Source organism: Psychrobacter cibarius (assembly GCF_016107535.1).
In the GTDB taxonomy this organism is placed as follows: Bacteria; Pseudomonadota; Gammaproteobacteria; order Pseudomonadales; family Moraxellaceae; genus Psychrobacter; species Psychrobacter cibarius.
Genome location: NZ_JABASQ010000004.1, coordinates 149600 through 176044, shown reverse-complemented (window position 1 = coordinate 176044; position 26445 = coordinate 149600). Strand labels below are relative to the sequence as shown.

21 protein-coding genes and 1 pseudogene are annotated in these 26445 nt (G+C 43.0%); 9 read left to right on the top strand and 13 right to left on the bottom strand.

What is annotated here, in order from left to right; all coding sequences use genetic code 11:
• The first annotated feature begins 39 nt into the window (after window positions 1–39).
• The 3 genes from JFC08_RS04975 to lldD all read left to right on the top strand — a co-directional run bounded on the left by JFC08_RS04975 (window position 40) and on the right by lldD (window position 4785).
• The gene (locus JFC08_RS04975) at window positions 40–1746 is read left to right on the top strand and encodes an L-lactate permease (protein WP_193007398.1); all 1707 of its coding nucleotides are present in this window, start codon (window positions 40–42) and stop codon (window positions 1744–1746) included.
• Entirely contained in the window at window positions 1743–3515 is a 1773-nt protein-coding gene (dld, locus tag JFC08_RS04970; RefSeq protein ID WP_445260950.1) for a D-lactate dehydrogenase, read from the top strand. The genes JFC08_RS04975 and dld overlap by 4 nt, the downstream gene beginning before the upstream one ends.
• Before the next feature lie 127 nt (window positions 3516–3642).
• On the top strand, window positions 3643–4785 hold the full coding sequence (lldD, locus tag JFC08_RS04965; protein ID WP_193836978.1) for an FMN-dependent L-lactate dehydrogenase LldD: 1143 nt from the start codon (window positions 3643–3645) through the stop codon (window positions 4783–4785).
• A gap of 246 nt (window positions 4786–5031) precedes the next feature.
• Here lldD and JFC08_RS04960 read toward each other — a convergent pair whose 3' ends face one another.
• Window positions 5032–6300: a tyrosine-type recombinase/integrase gene (locus JFC08_RS04960; RefSeq protein WP_198329930.1), complete on the bottom strand. Its 1269-nt coding sequence runs from the start codon at window positions 6298–6300 to the stop codon at window positions 5032–5034.
• Between the two features lie 1330 nt (window positions 6301–7630).
• Complete coding sequence (locus JFC08_RS04955) at window positions 7631–8116, bottom strand: hypothetical protein (RefSeq protein ID WP_227697649.1); 486 nt, start codon at window positions 8114–8116, stop codon at window positions 7631–7633.
• Between the two features lie 223 nt (window positions 8117–8339).
• On the opposite strand from JFC08_RS04955, the gene JFC08_RS04950 reads away from it, so the two are divergent.
• Window positions 8340–9005, top strand: coding sequence for a hypothetical protein (locus tag JFC08_RS04950; protein ID WP_198329929.1), 666 nt, complete (start codon window positions 8340–8342; stop codon window positions 9003–9005).
• 149 nt (window positions 9006–9154) lie between these two features.
• Here JFC08_RS04950 and JFC08_RS04945 read toward each other — a convergent pair whose 3' ends face one another.
• The gene (locus JFC08_RS04945; protein ID WP_193007393.1) at window positions 9155–9898 is read right to left on the bottom strand and encodes a M90 family metallopeptidase; all 744 of its coding nucleotides are present in this window, start codon (window positions 9896–9898) and stop codon (window positions 9155–9157) included.
• A gap of 162 nt (window positions 9899–10060) precedes the next feature.
• On the bottom strand, window positions 10061–10786 hold the full coding sequence (locus JFC08_RS04940; RefSeq protein WP_238048435.1) for a virulence RhuM family protein: 726 nt from the start codon (window positions 10784–10786) through the stop codon (window positions 10061–10063).
• A gap of 194 nt (window positions 10787–10980) precedes the next feature.
• Between JFC08_RS04940 and JFC08_RS04935 the strand changes: the two genes are divergently transcribed.
• From JFC08_RS04935 to JFC08_RS04925, 3 genes are all read left to right on the top strand, one after another.
• On the top strand, window positions 10981–11160 hold the full coding sequence (locus JFC08_RS04935; RefSeq protein WP_198329928.1) for a hypothetical protein: 180 nt from the start codon (window positions 10981–10983) through the stop codon (window positions 11158–11160).
• Between the two features lie 247 nt (window positions 11161–11407).
• Window positions 11408–11659, top strand: a complete 252-nt coding sequence (locus JFC08_RS04930; RefSeq protein ID WP_193007391.1) for a hypothetical protein — start codon at window positions 11408–11410, stop codon at window positions 11657–11659.
• A gap of 19 nt (window positions 11660–11678) precedes the next feature.
• On the top strand, window positions 11679–12287 hold the full coding sequence (locus tag JFC08_RS04925; RefSeq protein ID WP_198329927.1) for a proteasome-type protease: 609 nt from the start codon (window positions 11679–11681) through the stop codon (window positions 12285–12287).
• 50 nt (window positions 12288–12337) lie between these two features.
• Here the strand turns inward: JFC08_RS04925 and uvrA are convergent, their stop codons facing one another.
• The 5 genes from uvrA to yghU all read right to left on the bottom strand — a co-directional run bounded on the left by uvrA (window position 12338) and on the right by yghU (window position 21275).
• Window positions 12338–14905, bottom strand: a complete 2568-nt coding sequence (gene uvrA, locus JFC08_RS04920) for an excinuclease ABC subunit UvrA (protein WP_198329926.1) — start codon at window positions 14903–14905, stop codon at window positions 12338–12340.
• A 213-nt stretch (window positions 14906–15118) separates the two neighbouring features.
• Window positions 15119–16363: a DUF819 family protein gene (locus JFC08_RS04915; protein ID WP_198329925.1), complete on the bottom strand. Its 1245-nt coding sequence runs from the start codon at window positions 16361–16363 to the stop codon at window positions 15119–15121.
• Window positions 16364–16538: 175 nt separating this feature from the next.
• Window positions 16539–18206 carry a DEAD/DEAH box helicase CsdA gene (csdA, locus tag JFC08_RS04910; RefSeq protein ID WP_198329924.1) on the bottom strand — a complete coding sequence of 556 codons (1668 nt, stop codon included), beginning with the start codon at window positions 18204–18206 and terminating at the stop codon, window positions 16539–16541.
• Window positions 18207–18789: 583 nt separating this feature from the next.
• Window positions 18790–20061: a DUF1176 domain-containing protein gene (locus JFC08_RS04905; RefSeq protein WP_227697648.1), complete on the bottom strand. Its 1272-nt coding sequence runs from the start codon at window positions 20059–20061 to the stop codon at window positions 18790–18792.
• A 359-nt stretch (window positions 20062–20420) separates the two neighbouring features.
• A complete protein-coding gene (yghU, locus tag JFC08_RS04900; RefSeq protein WP_045447313.1) occupies window positions 20421–21275 on the bottom strand; it encodes a glutathione-dependent disulfide-bond oxidoreductase in 855 nt (284 codons plus the stop codon).
• Window positions 21276–21630: 355 nt separating this feature from the next.
• Here yghU and JFC08_RS04895 point away from each other — a divergent pair, with 355 nt between their 5' ends.
• Window positions 21631–23007 carry a DHA2 family efflux MFS transporter permease subunit gene (locus tag JFC08_RS04895; protein ID WP_198329923.1) on the top strand — a complete coding sequence of 459 codons (1377 nt, stop codon included), beginning with the start codon at window positions 21631–21633 and terminating at the stop codon, window positions 23005–23007.
• A gap of 191 nt (window positions 23008–23198) precedes the next feature.
• On the opposite strand, the gene bfr (JFC08_RS04890) is transcribed toward JFC08_RS04895, so the two are convergent.
• From bfr (JFC08_RS04890) to JFC08_RS04880, 3 genes are all read right to left on the bottom strand, one after another.
• Window positions 23199–23678, bottom strand: a complete 480-nt coding sequence (gene bfr / locus JFC08_RS04890; protein WP_198329922.1) for a bacterioferritin — start codon at window positions 23676–23678, stop codon at window positions 23199–23201.
• Window positions 23679–23745: 67 nt separating this feature from the next.
• Window positions 23746–24234 carry a bacterioferritin gene (gene bfr, locus JFC08_RS04885; RefSeq protein WP_045447320.1) on the bottom strand — a complete coding sequence of 163 codons (489 nt, stop codon included), beginning with the start codon at window positions 24232–24234 and terminating at the stop codon, window positions 23746–23748.
• 436 nt (window positions 24235–24670) lie between these two features.
• Window positions 24671–24862, bottom strand: a complete 192-nt coding sequence (locus JFC08_RS04880) for a (2Fe-2S)-binding protein (protein WP_198329921.1) — start codon at window positions 24860–24862, stop codon at window positions 24671–24673.
• Between the two features lie 378 nt (window positions 24863–25240).
• Between JFC08_RS04880 and JFC08_RS04875 the strand changes: the two genes are divergently transcribed.
• Window positions 25241–25570: an ArsR/SmtB family transcription factor gene (locus JFC08_RS04875; protein WP_045456178.1), complete on the top strand. Its 330-nt coding sequence runs from the start codon at window positions 25241–25243 to the stop codon at window positions 25568–25570.
• Window positions 25571–25722: 152 nt separating this feature from the next.
• On the opposite strand, the pseudogene JFC08_RS04870 reads toward JFC08_RS04875, so the two are convergent.
• Window positions 25723–26442, bottom strand: a pseudogene (locus JFC08_RS04870) (sulfate/molybdate ABC transporter ATP-binding protein); the annotation flags it as partial.
• Between the last annotated feature and the right edge of the window lie 3 nt (window positions 26443–26445).

The following is a 26445-nucleotide window of genomic DNA, read 5'->3' as shown; positions in this document are numbered from 1 at the left end:
TTAGTTCAAGGAAGATCACACAATCAAAAGGATGTAATTTTGAATCAAACAATATATGGGCTTTTGGCATTACTGCCAATCGTTCTCTGTGGTATTTTTCTGATAGGTTTGCAATGGTCAGCTAAAAAAACAATGCCTATCATTTTAGTGGTTACCGCTGCGCTTGCCATTTTTATATGGGATATGACGCTTAACCGAGTGTCATCATCTATTATTCAGGGTTTGGTCATTACGGTTTCGGTATTGTGGATAGTCTTTGGTGCTATTTTTTTGTTGAATACATTAAAACATACTGGTGCAATCGCCGTTATCCGTGCTGGGTTTACTAATGTATCGCCAGATAGGCGTGTGCAAGCCATTATTATTGCATGGTGCTTTGGTTGCTTTCTTGAGGGCGCCTCTGGTTTTGGTACAGCTGCCGCTATTGCAGCGCCTTTGCTGGTGGCAGTAGGATTTCCGGCGCTGGGTGCGGTGTTGATGGGAATGATGATACAAAGTACACCTGTATCATTTGGTGCGGTCGGTACGCCTATTGTGATAGGGGTAAATGATGGGTTAGATAAAGCTGCCATTAGTGCTCAACTGGCACAACAAGGAGTACAGTGGGGCGAATTTTTACAACTGATTACCAGTCAAGTCGCCATTATTCACGGTGTCATTGGTACGTTTATGCCACTTTTTATGGTGATGATGCTCACTCGCTTCTTTGGTAAAAACAAAAGCTGGCGGGAAGGCTTTGCGATTTGGCCGTTTGCAATTTTTGCAGGCTTGGCATTTACAATCCCTTATATGATAACCGGTGTTTTTTTAGGGCCAGAGTTTCCGTCACTGGTCGGTGGCTTGGTCAGTATTACTGTCGTTGTTAATGCTGCTAAAAGAGGGTTTTTGGTACCAAAAACCACATGGGATTTTGAACCGCAAAAAAACTGGCCGAGTGAATGGCTTGGTAAGTTAGTGGTCAGTAAAGAAGATATTACGCTAACCTTGAGTGATAAGAAGATGTCCACCCTTATGGCGTGGTTCCCTTATTTATTGGTTGCCCTTTTACTGGTGTTTTCAAGAGTATTTACAGGCTTTCAGTCTTTACTTAACAGTGTAGCAGTAGACCTAACCTCGATTTTAGGTGAGACAGATATCAGTGCCAGTTTTAGTCCTTTATACTTACCGGGCGGCTTGTTACTAATTAGTGCTTTGGTTGCCGCCGCTTTTCAAACTAGAAAGCCCGTCAGCGCACTAAACAGTGCCTTTAAAGAATCAGGTAAGACTGTGTTAGGGGCAGGTTTTGTACTTATCTTTACGATTCCAATGGTTAGAATTTTTATTAATTCAGGCATAAACTTATCAGATGTGGCGAGTATGCCAGTCGCCAGTGCAGAGTTGTTTTCAGGTACTTTTGGCAATGTTTTTCCATTGATTAGTGCAACCATTGGTGCTTTAGGTGCATTTATCGCAGGCTCTAATACCGTATCTAATATGATGTTCAGTCAATTCCAATATGAAGCCGCCATGAGCTTACATATTTCACCTTCTCTAATCATCGCAGCGCAAGCGGTTGGTGCCGCAGCCGGTAATATGGTTGCCATACATAACGTGGTGGCTGCATCAGCAACGGTGGGTTTACTTGGTATGGAGGGCGCCACACTTAGGCGTACTATTTTACCCACCATATACTATGTGTTGTTCTGTGGCATCATCGTCATGGCCGCCATTTATATTTTTGGTTTTCAAGGTCCCTTGGCATCATGAGTGACACACCATTACAAGATAAGGAGCGTCATATATCTTCGTCAAATCAAGCTTCTCAAGGCATGCTTAGTCCTGATCAGGTGTTAGATAAACTAACCAACTTGCTAGGCGCGAGTAATGTACAAGCTGATCCAGAGAAAAATGAGCACTATAGAATGGGGTGGCGCTCTGGTGGCGGCAGTGCCTTAGCGGTTTTGTTTCCGCAAACATTGCTGGACATTTGGCGTAGCCTAGAAGTGTGCGTTGAAGGCGACTGTATTATCATTATGCAAGCGGCAAAAACAGGCCTGACTGAAGGCTCAACACCAAGCGGTAATGACTACGATAGACCCGTTGTGGTGATTAATACGCTTGCCATAAACCAGTTGTATTTGGTGAATGATGGCGAGCAAGTGATTAGCTTGTCTGGGGCGACATTGCATCAGTTGCAAAGTCAGCTTAATGCTGTCAATAGAGCGCCTCACTCTGTCATCGGTTCCTCGACGTTAGGTGCGTCTATTATTGGTGGTATATCTAATAACTCTGGTGGAGCTCTGGTTAAAAGAGGGCCTGCTTACACCGAGCTTGCATTGTTTGCCCAAATAAATGAACACGGTCAACTGGTGCTAGTCAATCATCTAGACGTCAAGTTGGGTGATACTCCTGAAGAAATATTAACGAATTTGCAAAACGGTCATTTTGATAGAAGAGAATTACCTGACACTGGTAAGCTCGCATCTGACAGAGAGTACATCGCCCGAGTAAAAGATGTTGATGCAAGCACGCCCAGTCGCTTTAATGCGGACAAGCGCAGACTGTATGAAGCAAGCGGCTGTGCTGGCAAGCTTGCCGTATTTGCAGTACGTCTTGACACTTATCCAATAGCGGCAAAAGAGCAAACTTTCTACATAGGCACCAACAGTGTGAGTGAGCTTGCACAGCTCAGAAGACAGATACTATCCCGCTTCGACAATATCCCTGAAGTGGGCGAGTATATGCATCGTGATATATTTGATGTCTCCGCTAAATACGGTAAAGACACGTTCTTGAGTATCAAGCATCTCGGTACAAATGCTTTACCTAGACTGTTCTCTATCAAAGGCGCTATGGATGCAAAATTTCATAAGTGGTCATGGATGCCAAAGCATTTCACTGACAAAGTCATGCAGTTTATCGCTACTCTATTTCCAAAGCATTTGCCCAAGCGCATGATGGAGTACCGTAATCAATACGAGCATCACCTCATCATAAAAATGAGTGATGAAGGTATAGCAGAGGCTCAAGATTTTCTGAAGACGTTTTTTGATGCGTCGGACACGGGTAACTATTTTGAATGTAGTCAGGAAGAATCAGAAAGCGCGCTTTTAAATCGTTTTGCCGCAGCCGGTGCCGCATTACGCTATGAAGTTATACATGAAAAAGAGGTCGGTGAGATATTAGCGCTGGATATTGCCATACCACGTAACGAGCTAGAGTGGCTTGAAAGCTTGCCTGAAGACATTGAAAAACACTTAGAAAAGAAGCTGTATTACGGACATTTCTTTTGTTATGTGTTTCATCAAGACTATATATTAAAGAAGGGCAGTGATGCCAAGCTTGTTAAAAAGATGATGTTAGAGCTATTGAGCGCACGCGGAGCCAAATATCCTGCTGAGCATAATGTCGGTCATCTATACGAAGCAGAGCCTGATTTGCAGAATTTCTATAAAAGTCTAGACCCAACCAATAGCTTTAATCCCGGCATCGGTAAAATGTCAAAAACCAAACGTAACTGCTCGTGCTGTTTGTAATAGGCAGTTTGGGCTAAGCTTGCTGCTTCAAAAACAAGCCAATTGCATCCATCGTTTAGCACTAATCAATAAATAATTAGAGATTCAAAAATATTACATAGATATCTAACAGAATAAGGGCAAGCGTATGATTATTTCATCTCCAAACGACTACAGGGCTGCTGCCAAGCGCCGACTGCCACCATTTCTATTTCATTATATAGATGGCGGTGCTTATGAGGAATATACCTTAAAACATAATGTTGAAGATTTATCAAAAATTGCCCTTAGACAACGTGTACTGAATGATATGTCACAGCTTAGTCTCGAGACGCAGTTATTTAATGAAACTCTGTCTATGCCTGTCGCGTTGTCACCCGTAGGTCTGACAGGTATGTATGCCCGCCGCGGAGAAGTGCAGGCCGCTATGGCAGCCGATCAAAAAGGCATTCCGTTTACCATGTCGACAGTTTCGGTTTGTCCGATTGAGGAAGTAGTGCCTAAAATTAACCGTCCAATGTGGTTTCAGCTTTACGTATTAAAGGACCGAGGTTTTATGAAAAATGCCTTGGAGCGTGCCAAAGCGGCGGGGTGTTCGACCTTGGTTTTCACGGTGGATATGCCGGTACCAGGGGCACGCTACCGAGATATGCACTCTGGTATGAGCGGTAAAAATGCCGCTATGCGCCGTTACTTCCAGTCTGTGATGCATCCGCAATGGGCATGGGATGTAGGACTGAATGGCCGTCCGCACGATCTGGGTAATATCTCTACTTATTTAGGCAAGACAACAGGATTGGAAGACTATATAGGCTGGCTAGGTAATAACTTTGACCCCTCTATTTCTTGGAAAGATTTAGATTGGATTCGCGAGTACTGGGATGGGCCTATGGTCATCAAAGGTATTTTGGACCCAGAAGATGCCAAAGATGCGGTGCGTTTTGGGGCAGACGGCATAGTCGTATCCAATCATGGTGGGCGACAACTGGACGGTGTTTTATCCAGTGCACGGGCGCTGCCTCCTATTGCCGATGCGGTTAAAGGAGAGATTAAAATTTTAGCCGACTCTGGCATACGTAATGGCTTAGATATTGTGCGTATGTTGGCTTTGGGCGCTGATATTTGCATGCTAGGGCGCGCTTTTATTTATGCTTTAGCAGCGGATGGCGGTGCAGGGGTAAGCAATTTGTTAGAACTGCTAGATAAAGAAATACGCGTCGCAATGACCTTGACTGGTGCCAAAACGATTGCTGATATTAATTCTGACTGTTTGGTAAAACTGGATAATTAAACTGAGGCTATAGAGTTTGTCAGTACATGAAGTGAGCTCATGCAGATAAGATACCGGAGATTAGAAGCCGTCAGATTGGTCGTTGATCACAAGCGCGAGGTTGCAGAAATTCCAATATCTAGGCTACCAACAATAGAATGTTAGGGTGTTTTGGTTGTTATGTGATGACTGGGAATGAGATGCTATGCAAAGGGCTTATTGTGCATTGTGAATGCTAATAGGTATATTATTAACGTAAAGTAAGTATTACGTTGAACCCCGGAGCTTATCTATATAATCAGCCCAATCTTGCATCATCAGTATTCGAGTATCAATTTCATCTAATCGGTTATAAGCGCCGCCATGCGTATCCTTTATTCGATGTCCTAATTGCAGCTCGGTCACGATATCTGAATAACGCAACTCAGGTTGCTCCATAAGTAAGGTTTTAGCTGATGCTCGAAATCCATGAGCGCATTGCACATCTTTGTAGCCAAGCCTATGAAATATTTGTACTAGTGTTGCTTTGCTAATATAAGGATTGCTTGAGACACGTATCGATGCAAATACATGTTCTTTGTGACCTGTGATTGCTTGTATTTTTCGTAAGCGCTCAATTACTTGAGTGGCTAGTGGTACAACTAAATGAGATACCATGTCATCACGACCTTCGCCTTTAGTAGGAGAAAACTCCCATAGCTTATTATCCCAATCTATATCTTGCCAACGCATAGACCGCAAATCGATACTACGCACAAAGACATACGGTAGTAAATTCATCGCTTCTAATGTGGTTTTACTTGCACCTTTGAAATGGGACATATCGTTCAGGAGGGTAGCAAACTGATCAGGCTTGGTAATGGCTGGTAAGTGGTTGCCTGAACTGGCAGGTGCGAGCTCGCCACGTGTATCAATAGCTACATTTCTATCGCATAATCCTCTTGCAACAGCAAATGAGAAGACTTTTTCGGTATAAAGCCTAGTGCTTGCACCAACGAAGGTTGCTTGATTTTCATTGTTTTGAATCGCCTCACATACACTCAATATCATCTCGCTTGTGATATCGTTCATTCTTAAGTCGCCAATCTCACGACACATATATCCTAGACATAAATCCCAAAATTTAAGGGTTGAGTCACTAAACGCGCGCTTTCTAGATTTACTATGGTGACGACTTGACGTTTTGTGATCTCGCCACGCTTGTGTGATTTCAGAAAATGTGGCGTTCTTTAGATGAGCATACTTATTGACTTGTTCTTTTTTATGAATGGCTTTAGGGTCGGAGCCTTGTGCGACCGTGCTAAGTATAGTTTCTGCTTTATACTTAGCTTCATATAGACTGACATCTTCGACCTTACCTAACATCATTCTAGGGCGCTTACCATCGATATGCGGATGAGCGTACCGTAAGTAGTATTCCTTTTTACCATTTGGATAAGTACGAATACTTAAACCCGCGATACCTGAGACACTGACCGAGTAATCTTTATCTCGGCATTCAAGTTTATTGATATCATTTAAATTATCGACAGTCATGATGTACATCCGTCAGTTTTATAAGCTAGGTAAATTGTGAATGTTAATCTATTAACTCTATACTTAGATTTAGAGCAATCTTTGCGCACGTTTTATAAATCTTGAAAAGCGTCTTCTGAGAAATACAGATAGCTATTGGACACTAACATGGACACTGTTATTCATTAGTTATTTTGCAAAACCCTTTAAATGAAAGGTTTTAAAGTATAATCATCCCCAACCTTCACTTGGGGATGATTATAGTATAGTGGAGAAAGAAGGAGTAAGCTATTTTTTTTGTTGATATATATGGCGTTTGAAGGAATAAACTTCACATAGATTAAAAGTAAGAGTGCTGTTTGCTATTGGCAATAGAGTCCTTTGACATACTTGCACGAAAAACCGTGCTCCTGTACTCGCACAGAATACCTTAATCAGGGTGATAGTGCTGTTCTGTGCAAATTTGGAAGGTATCAACTCAATGCTTTAGATTAAGATATTTCAGAAAGAGCAAGAGAAGCTAGAAAAGACCAATGAATATTGTACTAATCTGAAAAGGCTTTTTCGGTGACTCTCAATAAAAACGTATTACAACTTGGTTAGCTATGATAATAGCAGCTATAAGGTGTATCTAGACTTGGACTCACTGAGATGCCAAATAGGATCATTGTCAGAGCTTGTATACGTTTTTATCAATGATATAGAGTAATAGTCATCCAGAGAGGTTATTGCTTCTATTTTGAGATTGTCACTTGGTGGCGAATATTTCTGTACCTAACGTAGTTCAAGCACATTCGCATTAATGAGGAAGTCGGCTAAGCTACCAACAATCGATTGATGAGTAATTTGGTGATTAGGTGATGATTAGGAATGGCAGATTATTCAGAGGGATTATTGTGCCGTATGAAGGTAGTAAACTTAACAATGATGAGTAGAACAAGTTTATCAAATAGGTTAACTAGCGACATGGCTCAATACGTTAAGCTCGATTACAAATATAATAGGATCAGTGATAGCTCTGTACATTGACTCCTTAAGAAAGCTTAGCTAGTAACTGTATCAGTGTTAATGAAGATGACTTTATGAATAGTTAGTACGTATGAGAATTAATCAATCATCAACCAACCTTAATAAGGGTTTATCATATAATCATAATCCCATGAACTTATTGTACGGTAGCTCTAGTTTAACATAATATACATTATGCGAAAACAAACCAATGGCTTTAGAAGTTAGGCTCATAGTTTTATACAGTGCCATTTATAAGCTCTCATGATTATTTCTGTGATTTTTATTCAGGGTTTATAACTTTTTATATTTAGGTATCAATAAAAATAATGCTCAGCATTGGCTAGCGACAGGTTTCTAGTAAATGCTTGCGAAAAGACTTGCCATCTTCATCTAAAATCACATCTGCCACTCGGCAATTAGCATCGTCATCGGTACCATTACATGACAACTCATAATAAACATTGCTGCCATGTGCCAAACTCACTTGCACCAATCCTTGGTCAGTCATCGAAAACTGTTTGTCTTGGGTATAATCAGGATCTTGCGAATCCCACAATACATCATAATCAACATGACAAGATATTTGCTCTCTATCAAAATAGTCTTGCTCAATCTGCATCGCGGCTTGTAGATCTGGGTCGGCATACTGTTGCAATACGACCGGATTATCCATGCCTTGATTGTTGACGTCTTGCTGATACATGTTGCTAATGGTCGCTATTTTTATGGCTGCATAAGTCTGAGTTGACTCTGCTATATCAGCTATAGCAAAATTGGTTGCTATCAGTCCCATAGCTAGCAGCGTCAGTGAATAATGTGTTGGCATGGCGTTCTCTACGAGCTTCAATGATATAAGTGTTATAAACCATTACATCATAACCATATTATGACTCTGCTGTATTATCGTATCATTCCGGTTTATCTACTAAAAACGATCTATTACTTAATAACTTTTAAATAATAAATTTTTGCTTAGTAATCTTGTGAAATTTGCCCAATTATATTCACAGTAACGTATATTTCGAAAACCACTGCGATAAGGATGCTTCATGACCCTATTATCTACTTTCAAAGACCGTTCATCTAAATTAACCGTTGGCGGCGCATTGGCTTTGGCGCTAGCAGCAACTGGCTGTCAATCTTCTGCTGAATCCAATATAGCCACTCCAAATCAATCTAACGGCCATTCATCAACGCCCGTTGTCTCCGATATCAGTCAGCAAACCCTTAAGCAGCAAGCCTTACGTATTCAGCGCGCGCTTGCGAATAAAGACTTCGCTCGCATCACCAATGATATTCATCCGACCCGTGGCGTCCGTTTTTCGATGTATGCCTATGTGCGTCCTGAGACGGATAAAGTCTTTAGCCGTGAACAATTCGCCCAATATTTGCAACAGTCCAAAATTCGTTTTACTTGGGGTGAAAAAGACGGTACGGGCGATCTACTCGTCACGCCACTACCTACATATTTAGACACGTGGATTGATGCTAGCCAATTTAACAATGCCAATATCAGTATTAATGAGTTCCAACACAGTGGGAATATGATTAACAACCTAAAGAAAATTTATCCCAATTCAGAGGTTGTCGAGTTTTATCATAAAGGCTCAGAGGAATATTCCGGTATGGATTGGCGTATCATGCGTTTAGTGTTTGAAGAATATCAAGGTAAACGCTATTTGGTCGCTATTGTGAATGAGCAATGGACAACTTAAATAATTTTTATCTATAAAAACATAGACTTAAATGAAAAATAAGCAAAAAAAAGGCGGTGTCATAAAACCTATGCACTGCCCTTTTTTATTGCTTTTTCATGCCTATATATTCATTATCGAACATTAATAGTGACTATTAATGATTTTGATTAAAGTGGTGTTTGGCGAAAAAACTTCATCATTATGTCGTAAATATCAGGGTAAGCATCGATCAGCTTTTGCGGCGTCTCAAAAAACACCTCACTGAGTACCGCAAAAAACTCCGCAGGATTAGTCGCGCCATAACGATCAAGACCTGATTTATGATGGCTTTGAAAATCCTCAAAATCTCGTGTCATAATTTCAGTCCAGCGCGCAGGATTCATATCCACTTGTAGCGGTGGAAAGCCGTTGGCACGACCATTTAACATATCAAGTTTATGCACAAACTCATGAATGACGACATTATGACCGTCGCGCTCCCCTGAGTGTTTGGCATCCTTCCACGACAGAATAACGGGGCCGCGCAGCCATGCTTCGCCGCTACGGTGCTGACTGCCCTCATGGACAATGCCCAGCTCATCGACAGTGGTGGTTTCGCTCTTGTAGGAACTAGGATAAATAATAATGGCTGACCAGCCAGCATACCACTCAAGGCTAAGGTTTAAGATAGGCAAGCAAGCTTGCAAGGCGATGGATTGCCGCACCGTATCGCTAATCTCAAAACCTTGTGCGCCCGTGATTGACTTATCCGCCAAAAACAGCGTCGCCAGCTCAAACAAGCGTGTTAGCTCGTCCTCATTTAACCGATCAAGTATCACAATACGCTGAGCCGCTTGCAGCCAGTCAGCATGAGTAAACTCACTGTTGTCCAATATGCGCTGCTCGCGCCAGTCTTTTATGATGTCAAACATACACTTTATCCCTATTCTTCTTAGTATATAGGCCAGCCGTTCTACGTATATTATAGCGATAACCAGTAGCACGCCATGATAATTACTATATTAAAATGTATAAAAAACGCCGCTCATAAATACATTACTGAGCGGCGCAGACTGTCATCCATACATTATGTTTTAAAATTGATATTGTAAGCCTAACTGTACTGAGCTGTCTTTATCATCACGTGCAAAGGTGGTATCACCATTCAGATAAGCATAGACATTGTTATGAACCTTGTTACTCACACTCAGCTCAAACGTCTCGATTTGAACGTCATAGCGCTGTAACCACAAAAACGTCTGTGTATAGCGACTGATTATTTCAATCAGGCCGCGCCCTTCATTGGTATTCAACTCAGGGCTTTGAGCTGTCTTTCTGATAAGGTTTAACGCTTGCTGCAATTCATTGGAGTTTTTATCAAGGCGCTGTTGGTTAAGCGTATATCCTTTCACCAAGTACTCACGTAAGCGCTGGGTCGCCCATATACGAAACTGCGTGCCTTTTTTAGAATTAACCCGATAACCCACAGAAATAATGGCATCTAGATTGTAAAAGCGAATGTTGCGTCGCACTTGTCGGTTTCCCTCTTTACGAACTACCGAGGATTGCTCGGTAGTTGCTTCGGGGTCGAGTTCGCCTTCTTTATAGATGTTTTTTAGGTGCAAACCAATCGTGTCAGAGTCCTTTTCAAACAGTGTGGCTAATTGTGCTTGTGAGAGCCACAAAGTATCATGCTCTAAGCGAATCTCAATCCGAGTCTGTCCATCAGCACTTTCGTATATCTCTACTTTTACCGCATCATCATTAGACTTCTTGCATAAGTCATCGTCAGCCCTTGTAATTCCGTCAGTGGAAGTCAATGAACTGGTACTTTTGCAAGAGATCTATTCATAAAGAGCTCTCGTCGCGTAATAACACACTATAATCTAATAAAAATAACGATATCTTAAGCTATCTAACTTTTAAGTACATCGATGATAATTAGGACAACAAAAAACCCAAGCCAGTACATAATGACTGACTTGGGTTTGGTGTTTTGAATAGCATCATAACGATGTCTCATTCAGTGTTGTTTAATCTACCTCATAACCTGGTACATGGAAGACTCACTGGACTGCACCTAGATAGTGCCCCTAGTGCATTAGCAGGACTGAAACAGTCTTCCTTGGGTAAAATGCAATGGCTTGACTCGTGGACGCAGCATCGTCCTTCACCGAAAACGGTGAAACGCTAAATCTCACAACGTCCCTATTCTGCCCCAGTCTCAAGCAAGCTGTCAATCAATCTTTATCCAATAGTGGTAACTATTAATATGTATGCGTCATTTAGTGTCGCACAGTTTTACTTGTTCATTTGCGCGTCATAAGATGTCGTGTTTCTATTTTTAATTAACAAAAGTTTTTGATATTTATTATCAAATAGGCTTTTATGTGCTTACAAAATATCATTCGCTGACTACATTATTATTAAGGCACACCGCTATGAGTCTGTCGTTCGAACAAATTCAGCATGCTTGGCAGGTACAAGATCCAAGCTTGGTCGAAAAGCTTTGTTTATTATCCCAGCAACCCGATCCGTTACCTGAATCACCTATATCAGAGGACGAGCTGACATTTGAGCGATTTCTACATAAGGTTCTGAGTTATTCGTTCCGAGAGCAGCCTCCTGAAGCACAGTTTGCAGAGCGTGTAGCGATAATGGCAGTCTTAGAGTCAAAAGTTATATCAGTATAGCGTTGAGGGCGAGCGCTTTATGGTGCTACAGACAGCGGGTAGCTTAGCGACGTCGCAGGCAGTGTTCAATAAACTACAAAACGACATTGACCAGCGTGCTGAGAGCAACCTCAATACGGTAGCGACGTTGTTTGATGCGGCGCAAATGGTTGGCGAATGTATGCGTGATATTATGAATCATGCAAAAGCAGTCGCTAATTCTAGTCGCGATGGGGCTTTTACTAGCTCATTTATGCTTGGTGGTCAAATTAAAGGACATCCGCCTGAGTTATACCTAATTTATCCTGAAGGCAATTGCATCAAAGCCACAGAAGATATGCCTTTCTTTCAGTTGGGCGAAAGCAAATACGGCAAACCTATTTTGGATCGTTCTGTCAGCTATAACACGGATGTAAGACACGCGGCACGTGCCTTGATGCTATCATTTGATTCCACGATTCACTCAAATCTATCAGTCGGTATGCCGATAGATTTTGTGCTTTATGAAAATGACAGTTTAATCTTACCCAAAGGTCGCCGTATTGATGAGCGTGATGAATATTTTAATACCATCCGTCATCAATGGTCAGATGCGTTACGTCGCACGTTAGTTGAATTGCCTAAATGCCCTGATAATTATTGGGGATAGACCCTTCACCCTTAGACCCAATTTGAAGGCTGGTCGTCACATCAATAAAATCACACCAATAAAAACGGTGCGGTGCGACTGTCTTCTGATTGGGCCACGTCTTCTGGCGTACCTTGAGCGACAATTAACCCGCCCTCATCACCTGCCCCTGGCCCCATATCAATCATCCAGTCGCTATTACTGGCTACTTGCATATCATGCTCAACCATGATGACGGTGTTCCCTGCATCGACCAAACCGTTTAATTGCTTCATCAGCATGGATACATCAGCAGGATGTAAACCTGTGGTTGGCTCATCTAAGATATAGAGCGTATCGCCTCGTTGCGTGCGTTGTAGTTCAGTGGCAAGCTTGATGCGCTGTGCTTCACCCCCTGACAGCTCAGTGGCGGGCTGCCCCAAACGTAAGTAGCCAAGCCCCACTTGCAGCAATGCATCCAATGCGCGCAAGATAGGCGCTTCATCAACAAAGAACTCATGAGCCGCTTCAACGGTTAAATTTAATACTTCAGCAATGTTTTTATCTCGATACGTGATGGTAAGTGTTTCTTCGTCATAGCGTTGCCCATGACAGACCTGGCAAGGTGCATAGACACTTGGTAAAAATAGCAGCTCCACACTGACAAAACCCAAACCTTCACAATTTGGACAGCGGCCTTTTTTGGTGTTAAACGAGAAACGTCCAGCGTCATAGCCATGTGCTTTTGCTTGCTTAGTTGCGGCAAACAGCTTACGCACATCATCGAACAATCCTGTATAGGTTGCTAGGTTTGAGCGCGGTGTCCGCCCAATCGCCTTTTGATTGATATTAATAAGACGACGGACTTGCTCCATGCCAGCGACAATTTCACCACCAGTGGCTGTCTCAAGCTCTTGCTCAAGCAAATCTGCCTCACCTACAGGCGCTTCAGCAACCGTCTTTTGCCCCAATACTTCACTGATAAGCTCTACCAATGCTTGGCTGACAAGACTCGACTTACCTGACCCTGAGACACCCGTGACACTAGTCATCACCCCAAGCGGAAACTCAACATCCAAGCCTGTTATATTATTGCGCTCGATATTTGCGAGTTTCAGCCACGCTGTCGGTTGCCTTGTGTCAGATTTTGACTGATGATTCGCCGTGTCGTTAGCAAAGAGATATTGACCCGTATGCGACTGCGCAACCTCACGTAGCCCTTCTACAGGCCCACTATAGACAATCTCTCCGCCATGCGTGCCAGCCTGTGGCCCGACATCTACCACCCAATCAGCATGCCCAATCACACTCACGTCGTGCTCAACCACAAACACCGAGTTACCAGACGCGATCAACTCATCTAGCGCCCCAAGTAGCGCCTGCGTGTCAGCAGGGTGCAGACCTGCTGATGGCTCATCAAGGACATAAACCACGCCAAACAGTTGCGAGCGAATCTGGGTCGCTAATCGCAATCGCTGTAGCTCACCAGGCGATAGCGTTGGTGTGGTACGCTCAAGCGACAGATAGCCCAGACCAAGCCTTGTTAGTGCCTCAATACGAGAGAGAATATCACTGGCAATACGCTGGGCAACGATGGCTTTTTCGCGGTTTGGTGTGTCATCTGCCACTTTGGTGTGTGCTGTTTTCTCAAGTTTGATGGCCATATCCGTCAATGTGAGCTGCGATAGCTCACCGATATCGAGTCCTGCAAATTTAACCGACAGTGATTCTTTATTAAGTTTTTTGCCGTGACATTCTGGACACTCGGATATCTGCATAAATTGCGAGACGCGTTTCTTGGTGCGCGGGCTTTGAGTAGTGGCAAAAGAATGCAAAATAAAGTTTTTGGCACTGGTAAACGTACCCATATAGTTTGGCTTTTCCCCTTTCTCAATTGCCTCCCGTGTCTGTTCTATATCATACTCAGGATAAACAGGCACTGTTGGTGTCTCATCGGTAAACAAGATCCAGTCGCGGGTCTTCTTTGGCAGGGTGTGCCAAGGCTTATCGATATCATAGCCTAGTGTGGTCAATATACGGCTCAGGTTTTGACCTTGCCATGCCGGTGGCCATGCCGCAATGGCACGCTCGCGAATGCTCTTGGTATTATCTGGTACCAGCAGATCCTCGGTGACCTCAAACACACGGCCGATACCTGAACACGTGGGACAGGCACCATCTGGCGTATTGGGCGAGAACGCATCGGCATACAGTATCTCTTGGCCGGCGGGATACTCTCCGGCTCGTGAGTACAGCATACGAAGACCATTAGATATGGTTGTTACACTACCGACGGACGAGCGTACTGACGGCGTACCCCGCTGCTGCTGTAAGGCAACTGCTGGCGGTAACCCTTCTATAGTATCGACATCGGGTTCATCAACCTGATCGATGAGCCTTCTGGCATAAGGCGATACTGAATCAAGATAGCGGCGCTGTGACTCGGCAAATAGCGTACCGAATGCCAGTGATGATTTTCCCGATCCAGATATACCCGTAAAGACCACTAAGGCATTGCGCGGTAAATCCACATCGACGTTCTTTAAATTATGAACGCGTGCGCCTCTGACTTGGATAATGTCTCGGTTATAGTGAGGATAGCCATGTTTCGCCGTGTCTGTCTGATTTGAATTTTCTTCTAATGTTTTTGAATGGGCCATAGCGCTACTGTTCCTAACGAATTTGTGGTTATTTTTATAAGTGGTGCAAATGTTAACACGTACTGATGTCAGGGCTTGGCAAGGCTTACATATCCATAGCATAGATAGACAAAACGACAACTTAAGTCATTAGGCACCTTATAATAAAAAAACCCGCAATCATTGCAGGTTTTTTGAGGAAAAAATGCTATCAGAATATGGATAACCTAAATACTAACCCACTACCAAGCGCATCAATTGGGTACTGATATACCCGCCAAACGTACCCACCGCATAGCCCATAATACCCAAAAACACACCCACAGGTGCAAGCGATGGGTGAAACGCTGTTGCGACAATGGGTGCTGATGAGGCACCGCCAGTATTGGCATTGGAGCCGACTGCCAAAAAGAAAAACGGCGCACGAATCATCCTAGCCACAGCAAAGATAATGACAACGTGAATGCTCATCCATAATAAACCAATAAGGAGCAGTCGCCATTGCGAAACGATACCCGCAAGATTGATTTGCATACCAATGGCAGCAATTAAGATAAAGATAAATACCGTACCAATTTTGGAAGCGCCCACATGGTCGAGCCTACGAATCTTGGTAAAGGAAAAAATAACCCCTATCAAGGTTATAATCACAACCATCCAAAAGAATGAGCTGGCAAAGCTATATTGTACTGCCCAGCTATAGGGCGCAAAAAACCCTGCAATTTGCCCACCAACAAAGTGTGCGACACCCACCATAGCAAAGCATAAGCCAAACATCACCATCAAGTCATTTAAAGTTGCTGGACGAGCATTGTCACGCTCATAATTCTCAACCGCCTTAATCACTTTATCAATACTACTGGTGTCTGCCCTCAATAGCCTATCTATCTTATCGCTATGCTTCGCCAATACCAAGATAGCCAATAACCATAATGAAGCATTGGTGGTATCGACCAAAATCATCATCCCAAATAAATCATCACTGACGCCAAACAACTCTTTCATCGCTGCTTGATTTGCCGCGCCGCCGATCCAGCTACCCGCCACCGCCGAAAACCCACGCCATAGCGTGTCATCAGTAAACATCTCAGGCGATATCCATTTAGCGACACCTAAGCTTATTGGACCACTAATAATAATCGCGATACTAGCAGCAAAAAACATGGCGATGGCTTTCCAGCCTAGCCCCAATATCTCCGGTACATCCATCGATAAGGTCATTAACAGCAAACTTGCTGGCAACAGATACGTGGCAGTAAAGCCATAAATCTGTGAGCCGATACCGTCAGCGAAGACGCCTAAACTATTAAGCGTTGCAGGGATAAAGCAGCACAGCACAATACCCGGCAATACCGCATAAAAGCGCTGCCAGAATTTACCGGGTAATCCTTGGGTATAAAAAACCAAACCGATAATGGCCATAATGATGCCAAAAGCCAATGGCAGGCTATCAATAGTTAAATGAGAAATATCGGGCATCAAATAGCTCCGCAGCACACGATGAATAAAAGCTTGTTAGTATAGACAAGGCGAAAAAAACGCGCAAGCAGCGATCGAATAAACACAAAAAAGCCAGATAACGAGTATCTGGCTTTTTAGTGCTATCTTTAGGCGATCAAGTAATTAATAATTTTAATCACCAAATATAACAGTATTACGAGTTGTTACCACGGTTGCCGCCGTTTGGACGACCTTGACCACGGCTGTCAGAACGACCTGCTGGGCGACCTTGGCTGCCACTTGGACGACCACGACCTGTTGCAGCACGCTCACCACGTGGAACGCCAGTGCTATCGCCGCGGCTAGGAGCACCAGTGCGCTTGCCTTGATACGGCTTGCCACCTGAACGCTCATTTGGCTTGCCTGACGTGTCACGTGGCTTACCTTGATAACCGCTGTCATTGCTAGCGCGTTGACCAGTTGATGAGCTGTCGCTTGAACGACCGCGAGCATTAGCAGGATTACCTTGATAACCACCACCCGCGCGACCACGGCCTTGACCATTACCACCGCCGCCGTTTGAACGACCGCGACCACGGCCACGACCATTACCTTTATTTTCGCTAGGTACATAAGTCTTCTTAGGCTCCATGCCTTCGATGATACATACTTCCATTTTGCGATCTAAATAACGGTTGATAGCGTTTAGCTGTGGACGATCATCCATGCTACATAAGCTGATAGCGATACCAGTACGACCAGCACGACCACAACGACCGATACGATGGACGTAATCTTCAGTCTGACGTGGAAGATCATAGTTAATAACGTGCGAGATAGCTGGGATATCTAGACCACGAGCAGCAACGTCAGTCGCTACTAGGATTTTAACTTTACCATTACGCAAGTCTTGAACGATACGGTTACGCTTGCTTTGTGGCAAATCACCATGTAGGAAGCTGGCTTTATGACCTGCTTCTTGTAGCTGTTTGGCCAGTTTTTCAGTGCTACGTTTGGTAGCAGCAAAGATAATGATCTGTTCCATATCTTGCTGGCAAACGATTTTGTCAAGCAAACGGTTTTTATGATCAAAATCATCACAGTAGTACACTTTTTCTTCGATGTGTGCAGATTCTACTTTGATTGATACACGCTCAGGGTTCTTAGTGAAGCTGGCAGCGATTTTACCTACTGGGCCATCCCAAGTTGCAGAACACATGATCGTTTGACGATCAATTGGTGCGGCACGAAGGATGTCACTGATGTCATCAGCAAAACCCATGTCTAGCATACGGTCAGCTTCATCAAGGACCAAAATTTCTAGGCTTGATAAGTCAACACGACCAGCATTGATATGGTCAAGTAGACGACCTGGGGTCGCAACGATAACTTGAACGCCTTTTTTCAACGCAGTGATCTGACCATTGTATGGTGCGCCGCCAACTAAAGGTACGCAGAATAGACCACGCATATCTTTAGAATAAGTACGTACGCTATCATGTACTTGCTGAGCAAGTTCACGCGTTGGCGTTAAGATAAGGGCTTTAGTTAGTTTATCAAAGCTAGTGGCACGGCTTAAACGGTCAAGTACAGGGATAACGAATGCCGCTGTTTTACCACTACCGGTTTGCGCAGACAATAGTAAGTCACGACCTGCTAGAGCAAAAGGAATCGCTTGTGCTTGGATAGGGGTTGGATTGGTATAACCACTGCGATCAAGCGCGGTCAAAATCGGCTTGGCAATGTCTAGTTCAGCAAAGGTAATTTGATCTTCATCAGTCGCGTCAGTAGTAGCCGCTTGATTATTAGTATCAGTATTTGGAGTGTCAGTGTTTTCGATGATGCCGTTTTCAGCGGCGATTGCAGATAAAATATCAGTCATGAGAATCCTTGGTAAGTATAAGTTGCTGTAAATTCAGCAAGCTTGATGCATACCACTGATAACCGTTCACCACGCTGCCTTTATTAAAGAATTACCGGACCACATGTAAGTGTCGATAATCAGAAGCCAAGCCAATAAAGCTTAGAGCCTCTACAATAAATGCGTTCGTGCTGTCTGACGTATTTTGGTGGTAGTGCCGAGTGTCTCATCCTTGTTTGATATAAGCGTATTATTAATGCTTTGTCCAAAGCAAATAATCGCGAATAACAACCAATTTAAACCACATTTATGGTTCGGTAGATAAGATATGAGTCAAAAATAACTGCTATTTTCATGACAGGTTATTCAAGTACACAAAATCATCGGCAACAATTACTTATGGTCATCCTAGACCCAAAATCGCAGGCGATGTTATCAATCTCATAATTCACGAAAGCCTAAGCTAACGTGGCGACGCAGTATAGCACAATAAAATATTATATGTAGCTATTTATTAAATTTCTCGGTAAATAAAGCAAAATTACTTATAGATGTACGCATTCAATATGCTGAGTAATAAGACAATCAGCAGTATTATTGGCGGCTATCGCACCATTTTAACTTCAGTGACATACGTCGGCAGCTGCCACGCACCGCCCGCTTCAATCATACGGCAAAGTCCTGTGGTACTTTCATGGCTTTTTTCAAATGCCTTACCTGTCCATACCCAATCAGTCTTGGTTAAACAATCACCAATGCCGCGACCTTTTTGTACGGAAGTGATTTTACCCTTATCATAGCCAGTGGCGTTGGTGGTTACCAATGTCGGTTTATAAGGTTTACTGTCATTGATGACCCAGATACCTGCACCAGTATTATAAGCACCTGTCCAGCAATCGTGTTGTGCCAACAGCTGTGAGCCATTCAGTCGGCTCACACGCCATGGTGATTTATCTGATAGATTGGGACAGTCACTATCCGCATCTTTCATCGTACTTTTCATCAGCGCCGCTAGCTGCGACGATTTCATCACAAACTTTCTATTGTCACTAGCGACGGCTTTCGGATTGGGCGCCACAAAGTGCAGTTTTGGTGCGGACTTGGGTGACAATACAGTGCTATTTGATTTGGCGGCACCATCAGTATTGATAAAGGCAGATGATGTCCCTACTCGACCTTGGGCTTCATCTGCTTTGAGCATGACGGCGCTAGCCCCTTTATCAGAGAGTTGCCAGCGTGAGTTACGTAGCACTAGCTCAATTTTGCTTGACTTAGTCAGTGCTTCTAGTAGCGCTGTGACTTGTGTTGGGGTCAGATCAGCATTACCTGCTGCAGTTGAAAACGGCTTGGTTTCGCCATAGTCTCTACCATTGATGAACAACGATATACGATGACGATTGCCAAGTTGCATCAAGGCTTTAGATGAGCTTTCTTTAGCACCGCCCAGCTTTACCTTGCCATCCACACCAGCATTTGCGCCTGCACGGCGTATGAGCAATACCGATATAGGAAATTCACTATTGTTTTCTGCTTGATAGCCTGCCAGCCGGCACGTACGGGTATTGTCGCAGACTACTTGCCAGTCTTGATTGGTAAATTCAACGCCATTGCTGGCCATCGTCGCTGTACTAAATAAAGCTGCGCTGATAGCAGCAAACATAGGTAATCGTATTTTATTTTTTATCATCAATAAGAGTATCTTTTTTATTTTTTTAGGATGGGTGGTTAAGTTGGCTTTGTATTGCAATATTGAGTATCGATTAGCATCTATCTGTTGATCGTTATGAATGGCGCTGAGTTTAGTATTAATAACTTTTAATTCGCTAGCCATCGCCTGTCGTGAGAAGTTGATCCGTTTACGGTTATCATCCTTCATAATCATTATCCATCAATATAGTCAATCTTATTTCAATCAAATATTCTGTGTGACTTACTCAGTCTATTATAAGTCGCTCTATTCGCCTTACTGGTATCCCAATGGTATTGAGCCAATTAAATGAGCAGTACAAATACCCGCTTATTAAGGTGCTATCTGCTTGAGGCACTCAAGCTATCTTAACGTACTAAGGTTTCTATCTGTTGTACTAATGTATCATTGTGTAAACAGGTAAGTATATCTCTATTTTAATATAACCATATATGAATATAGAATAGCAAGATGTCGGATAAAATCAAGGCTGATAAGCAAATAGCCTATCAGCCTTGATTTTATTAATGCGTATGTTATCGATAGGTTTAGTCAATAGGCTTTAATGACAAGTCTACGGCACGCTTAACGGCTGGACGTTCAGCAATTGCCTGTGCCCAACGCTTTACATGCTTGTAGTCATCAACTTGCAGGAATTCGGCAGCGTCATAAAGCTTTCCAAGCACCAATTGTCCATACCATGCCCAAATAATCATATCTGCAATATTATAATCGGCTTCGTTGTTGCCACACATATATGTGCTGTCTTTTAGATGGGTATCCAGCACATCGAGCTGGCGTTTGGTTTCCATGGTATAGCGGTTGATCGGGTACTCTAGCGGTTCAGGTGCATAAGCATAAAAATGTCCGAAGCCGCCACCTAAGAAAGGCGCACTACCCATCTGCCACATGACCCAAGACAAACACTCTGCCCGTGCTTTGCCAAGTGACAAAGGCATAAATTGGTCAAATTTTTCTGCCAGATACATCAAGATAGCACCAGACTCGAAAAGCGCTATCGGCTCGCCAGCTATATCGGCAGAATGATCAACCAAGGCTGGAATTTTTGAGTTAGGGTTTATTGCTACAAAGCCAGAACCAAACTGCTCTCCTTGAGAGATATCAATTTTATAGGCATCATATTCAGCACCTTTAACACCAATCTCGGCAAGCTCTTCTAACAGGATATTAACCTTGACGCCATTTGGCGTATTCAATGAGTACAGCTGTAATGGCGCATCGCCTACTGGCAGCGCTTTCTCATAGCGCGCACCCGCTGTTGGGCGATTGATACTGGCAAACTTACCACCGTTTTCTTTGTCCTGCGTCCAAACCTTTGGCGGGACATATTTATCGTTTTGCCCATCGGTATGATTGCAAGCTTTGTTATTTTCCTGACTCATAATATATCCTCAGTTTATCTTTATCGTATTGTTGATGCTTCTACTTATATCGTCGGTAGTCAATTCCATCTCATATGATTGAGATGAGATTGGCTGTATTGCTTATCTATTGGCTTAAGTCGTTAGCGAGGGTTTACTATAACGATAACCAACCCTGATATTAAAGCCCTCTCTTGTAAGCAGTGTTAATATTATTACCTCTAAGCACAGAATTTTATAACCTCAACCGCCAGCCGTTACTTTGATTCCCTTTTATTATGATTGAGTCTTTCTTATACTACTCGGTTGGTATAGCGAATTAGTCGTCAATAGACTATTTTGTTCATTTTATGATGGGATATCTAATGAGATTTACATGGTAACGCTAACCCCGACACAAGATAAATACTTGCCCTATGTGCTAGCGGTGGCGCTATTTATGCAAATTTTGGATGCCACTATACTAAATACCTCATTACCGCAGATGGCACAGGCGCTGGGTGAGTCTCCATTAAAAATGCAGTGGGCGGTGATCAGTTATGCGCTAACTTTGGCCATATTTATTCCCATCAGTGGTTTTTTGGCGGATAAATACGGCACGCGCCGAGTATTTTTGGCAGCGATTATTATCTTTTGTATTGGCTCACTACTATGTGCTGCGTCACCAACGTTGGATTTTTTGATTGGTTCACGGGTTATACAAGGTATTGGCGGGGCGATGATGACGCCTGTGGCTCGCTTAATATTGGTCAAATCCTACCCACGCAATAAGCTGCTGACCGTCATGAACTTTGCGGTAATTCCTGCTTTGGTAGCACCGCTAGTAGGACCGGTCTTAGGTGGCTATATCGTACAATATACCAGTTGGCATTGGATATTTTTGATCAATATACCGATGGGCATTTTTGGTTTTATCATGGGCAAAAAACTGGTTCCCGCACTATTTGAGGATACCAAGCGGCTTGATTGGACAGGATTTTTATTGTTTGCCGCCGCTGCTTGTGGGTTTACGCTTGCTGTAGAGTTCGGCTCACAGACTGGTCGAGGGTTTTATGGGTTGCTGCTTAGTTTGGTGGCCAGTTTATTGATCGGCGCTTATATCTGGCACGCCAAGCGTCGTCAAGCACCGTTGTTCCCCTTGAGTTTGTTTGACATTCGCACCTTTCGTATTGGCATCACTGGTAACCTATTCACGCGCTTAGGTATTAGCGCTGTACCGTTTTTGCTGCCGCTGTTGCTGCAAGTGGTGTTTGAATATTCACCATCGCAGGCAGGTTGGCTACTCGCGCCCATCGCAGTCGGTGCTATCGGGATTAAACCCTGGGTCAGTAAAATTATTCAGCGTTATACTTATCGCAAAGTGCTGGTCTTCAACACGTTTTTGATGGGCACTCTCATCATTGTGTTGGCACAGTTTACCGATGCCTCACAGTGGTTATGGTTTATCCCTATTTTGACCATAATGGGCGCTTGTAATTCTATGCAATTCAGCGCGATGAATACGATTACTATCGGTGATTTAGAAGGCGCTCAAACCAGTAGCGGCAATAGCTTGATGGCGGTCAATCAGCAGTTAGCGATTAGTTTCGGTATTGCTTTTGGGGCAGCGGTACTGACGCTGTTACGTGAGCGCCTACAAATGGATACGCTGACAGCGTTTCAAACCACCTATTGGATACTTGGGGTCTTGACCATTCTCTCGGGGCTGTACTTCTTACGACTTAAGCCCGAAGATGGGCGCGGCTTATACTGAGCCGCTGATATTTAGATTTTGAATAAAGAGTTTGAAAAAATATTGATTAAGCGTTGCTTTTGTCAGCAGTGCTGATAGCACGCGTTGTCAAATATGAGACATAAAAATGCCAACATGTAAGTGATTATAAACCACAAGACACGCTGGCATTTTTAGAGCACAGTACGGCTCATTGCATCAATAATGAACCATTAAGGCGCGTCATCATCCATTTGTGATTGGATATAGCGCTCAACCCCAACGCTTTCGATCAAGTCTTCTTGAGTCTCTAACCAGTCTTGATACTCTTCATTACCATCTTTTAGCGTCACCAATAGCTGGCGTGACACATAGTCAGACTTTGTTTCACATAGAGTAATAGCATCGGTAATGATCTCGAACTTTTGTTTTTCTAAGCGCAAATTGCATTCGATAATCTCTGGCACATCTTCACCGATGAACATCTTGCCGTAATCTTGCAAATTTGGTAAACCGCCTAGCAATAAAATTCGGGTAATCAGCTCATCAGACCATTTCATCTCAGCGATGGATTGTTTGTAGAAACTCTCATTAAGGGCTTCTAATCCCCAATGGCGCGCAATGCGCGCATGTAAAAAGTACTGGTTGATGGCAATCAATGACTGTCCGAGCACTTTATTTAAAGCGCGAATAACCTCTTTATCCCCTTTCATTATCTCTCTCCCTTTCATGTCGTTATTTATGCTAAATACTATGGTTATTGTTCATATCTTCGTGACATTAAACAAGATTGGGAGTGACTTCAGCCATTTGGCTTTGCAGATAATTGGGCAGACTGATCATCTCAATTAAGCGCAACTGTTGCTCAAGCCAATGCGCATGATCTTCTTCAGTGTCTTTTAGTTGTTCTACCAACATCTCACGCGTGACATAATCGCGCTCTGCTTCACAAAGAGCAATACCGTCTTTTAAGTGCTGTTGTACTTGATACTCTAGCTCAAGGTCAAGTTGCAGCATTTCAGGAACTGTCGCGCCGATATTGATGGCATTGACCGTCATTTTCGGTGTGCCGCTCAACATTAGGATACGGCGAATAATAGATTGGGCATGTAGCGTCTCATCTGCCATCTCATGATGGATACGGTCGTACAATTTACCATAATGCCACTCAGCATACATTTCTGAGTGAATAAAATACTGGTCACGGGCAGCAAGCTCACCGCCTAACAAAAAATTCAAATAATCAATGACTTTTGGGCTACCTATCATAACCTATACTCCCCTATTTATATTTTACAGATCACCATACATTCATAATTATCCATATAAGGATAGTACTATTGGTAAACTGATCAGTAAAGATCAAAATCAACAAAACGTCTTACAACGTGAGACAGATATAGTAGCATATAGGCTCTATACAGCTTGTAATGTTATGAACTAAGAATAAGATGCTAATTGAGAATCATAATTAACTAGCTTTAGTAGTCACTGGTTTATCACAATAATGGCTGCTAATGATGCTCAATATCATTGTAGTAGGTGTATAGGTAAAGTTATATGGACGCTCGCAACTTACCCTTTATGTATAATGACCAAAGGATAAGTGCGGAATATTGAATGTATGTGATATCGAGGCGTACTAGTGATATTGGTGTAATGAGGTGATGAACAGCTGGGTAGTAAATCTCTGGTTTGATAACGCTTAAACAGCGTAAGCCAAGACATCGAGTCTCGCATGATACTCATCTAGGTAATCGTTAACCATCGGTTCGCAGCAGCCACAGCAAGTCGCAACATCGAGGGTATCTTTTAGACCGTCAAGGGTATCGATACCTGAAGCAATGGCTGCTTTGATTTGCTTTTCTTTTACGTCATTACAGATGCATACGTACATGGTCTGGCTCCTCTGAATACCGCTATTCGGTAACTGCTTTTATTGCTCATAAATTTAGTGCATTGATGATAAAAATGGTGAATAGAGTGTTTGTCTTGATATTCACGGTCATTTTTATGGCTTGATATATAATAACGATAACTATTATCATTTGCAATAGCATTTGATATATTATTGGTATAAAAGTACAGTCATGAAAGTAGAGTTATATTGCACGCAGTTAATTGATGTAAGTGAATATAAGCGTGCGTGTAACCGAATATGATGAAAGGTAGTAAATTAACGACGAACTGTAATTTAGCCCATTTTTTAATCGATTTTGTAGATAACTGCTGTTATATTGAACCCCTATTAACAAAGCCCAATTGGAATTGTTCTATGTCTGATAATAATTTTACGATACGACCTATCGAGTTATTTAAAGTCTTATCTGACCCGACGCGCTTAAAAATATTTCAAATTCTATTTAACAAAGAATCGCGCTGTGTTGGTGAGTTAGTAGAAATACTAGATCAACCACAGCCAACGATATCGCGTCATCTGAACCATTTAAAGAAACTCGGTATTTTAAGCTGTGTTCGCGACGGTACGTGGATGTGGTATGAAGTCGCTGACGACTTGCCAGAATGGTGCCAAGAGATTTTGGATATTACTTATAAACAAATATCTAGCAAAGATATCGATATGTCCAAGCCTGCTGAGATATGATGACTATCTAGCATTATTGCTATCAACATTTGATCTCAATAACGCTAGATACCAAATGAAATTGAGACCTGCTTTAACCCATAAAAAAAGACCTATTTATTGTAGGTCTTTTTTTATGGGTGATAATAGAAGAACTGCACCAAATTTTACTATGCCAAATCTAAAAAATCACTGATAAACGCATTGGCTGGCTGGTGTATCAGCTCCTCCGATGTGCCTACCTGCTCTACCCGCCCTTGATTCATGATCACGATCTCATCTGAGACGGCGCGGGCTTCTTCTTGATCGTGAGTAACCATGATACTGGTAATACCAAGCTCATGATGGATGTTCTTTAGCCACGTGCGCAGCTCTTTACGTACCTTGGCATCGAGTGCGCCAAAAGGCTCATCGAGCAACAATAACTTCGGCTTCACTGCTAAGGCACGAGCCAGCGCAATCCGTTGACGCTGACCACCAGAGAGTTGATGCGGATAAGCATTGGCCACTTGTGGTAACTGCACCAAGTCTAATAGCTCAGCAACGCGCTTATTGATATCTGCCTTACTTGGCCGCTCATTCTTTGGTAACAAGGTCAGTCCAAAGGCGACATTATCGGCGATATTTTTATGACGAAACAATGCGTAATGCTGAAACATAAAGCCAATATGGCGCTTTTGTACTGGCGTATTGGTCACATCCATCTCATCAAACAATATTTGCCCTGAGTCAGCATATTCTAAGCCGGCGATAATGCGTAGCAACGTCGTTTTGCCACAGCCTGATGGTCCCAGCAAAGTGGTCAGCTTGCCAGTCGGCACGGTGATATTGATATTATCTAAGGCGGTAAACTGACCGAATTTTTTATTAACGTTGCGAATCTCGATGCTCATAAT

Excerpts from the sequence above, each read along its gene's own strand:
- JFC08_RS04905 (WP_227697648.1), bottom strand. The coding sequence starts at position 20,061 with ATGAAGGATGATAACCGTAAACGGATCAACTTCTCACGACAGGCGATG.
- JFC08_RS04945 (WP_193007393.1), bottom strand. The coding sequence starts at position 9,898 with ATGTTTGACATCATAAAAGACTGGCGCGAGCAGCGCATATTGGACAAC.
- JFC08_RS04925 (WP_198329927.1), top strand. The coding sequence starts at position 11,679 with ATGGTGCTACAGACAGCGGGTAGCTTAGCGACGTCGCAGGCAGTGTTC.
- JFC08_RS04955 (WP_227697649.1), bottom strand. The coding sequence starts at position 8,116 with ATGCCAACACATTATTCACTGACGCTGCTAGCTATGGGACTGATAGCA.
- JFC08_RS04915 (WP_198329925.1), bottom strand. The coding sequence starts at position 16,363 with ATGCCCGATATTTCTCATTTAACTATTGATAGCCTGCCATTGGCTTTT.
- yghU (WP_045447313.1), bottom strand. The coding sequence starts at position 21,275 with ATGAGTCAGGAAAATAACAAAGCTTGCAATCATACCGATGGGCAAAAC.
- JFC08_RS04880 (WP_198329921.1), bottom strand. The coding sequence starts at position 24,862 with ATGTACGTATGCATCTGTAATGACGTAAAAGAAAAGCAAATCAAAGCA.
- JFC08_RS04935 (WP_198329928.1), top strand. The coding sequence starts at position 10,981 with ATGTCTCATTCAGTGTTGTTTAATCTACCTCATAACCTGGTACATGGA.
- JFC08_RS04960 (WP_198329930.1), bottom strand. The coding sequence starts at position 6,300 with ATGACTGTCGATAATTTAAATGATATCAATAAACTTGAATGCCGAGAT.
- lldD (WP_193836978.1), top strand. The coding sequence starts at position 3,643 with ATGATTATTTCATCTCCAAACGACTACAGGGCTGCTGCCAAGCGCCGA.
- csdA (WP_198329924.1), bottom strand. The coding sequence starts at position 18,206 with ATGACTGATATTTTATCTGCAATCGCCGCTGAAAACGGCATCATCGAA.
- JFC08_RS04875 (WP_045456178.1), top strand. The coding sequence starts at position 25,241 with ATGTCTGATAATAATTTTACGATACGACCTATCGAGTTATTTAAAGTC.
- JFC08_RS04950 (WP_198329929.1), top strand. The coding sequence starts at position 8,340 with ATGACCCTATTATCTACTTTCAAAGACCGTTCATCTAAATTAACCGTT.
- uvrA (WP_198329926.1), bottom strand. The coding sequence starts at position 14,905 with ATGGCCCATTCAAAAACATTAGAAGAAAATTCAAATCAGACAGACACG.
- JFC08_RS04930 (WP_193007391.1), top strand. The coding sequence starts at position 11,408 with ATGAGTCTGTCGTTCGAACAAATTCAGCATGCTTGGCAGGTACAAGAT.
- bfr (WP_198329922.1), bottom strand. The coding sequence starts at position 23,678 with ATGAAAGGGGATAAAGAGGTTATTCGCGCTTTAAATAAAGTGCTCGGA.
- dld (WP_445260950.1), top strand. The coding sequence starts at position 1,743 with ATGAGTGACACACCATTACAAGATAAGGAGCGTCATATATCTTCGTCA.
- JFC08_RS04895 (WP_198329923.1), top strand. The coding sequence starts at position 21,631 with ATGGTAACGCTAACCCCGACACAAGATAAATACTTGCCCTATGTGCTA.
- bfr (WP_045447320.1), bottom strand. The coding sequence starts at position 24,234 with ATGATAGGTAGCCCAAAAGTCATTGATTATTTGAATTTTTTGTTAGGC.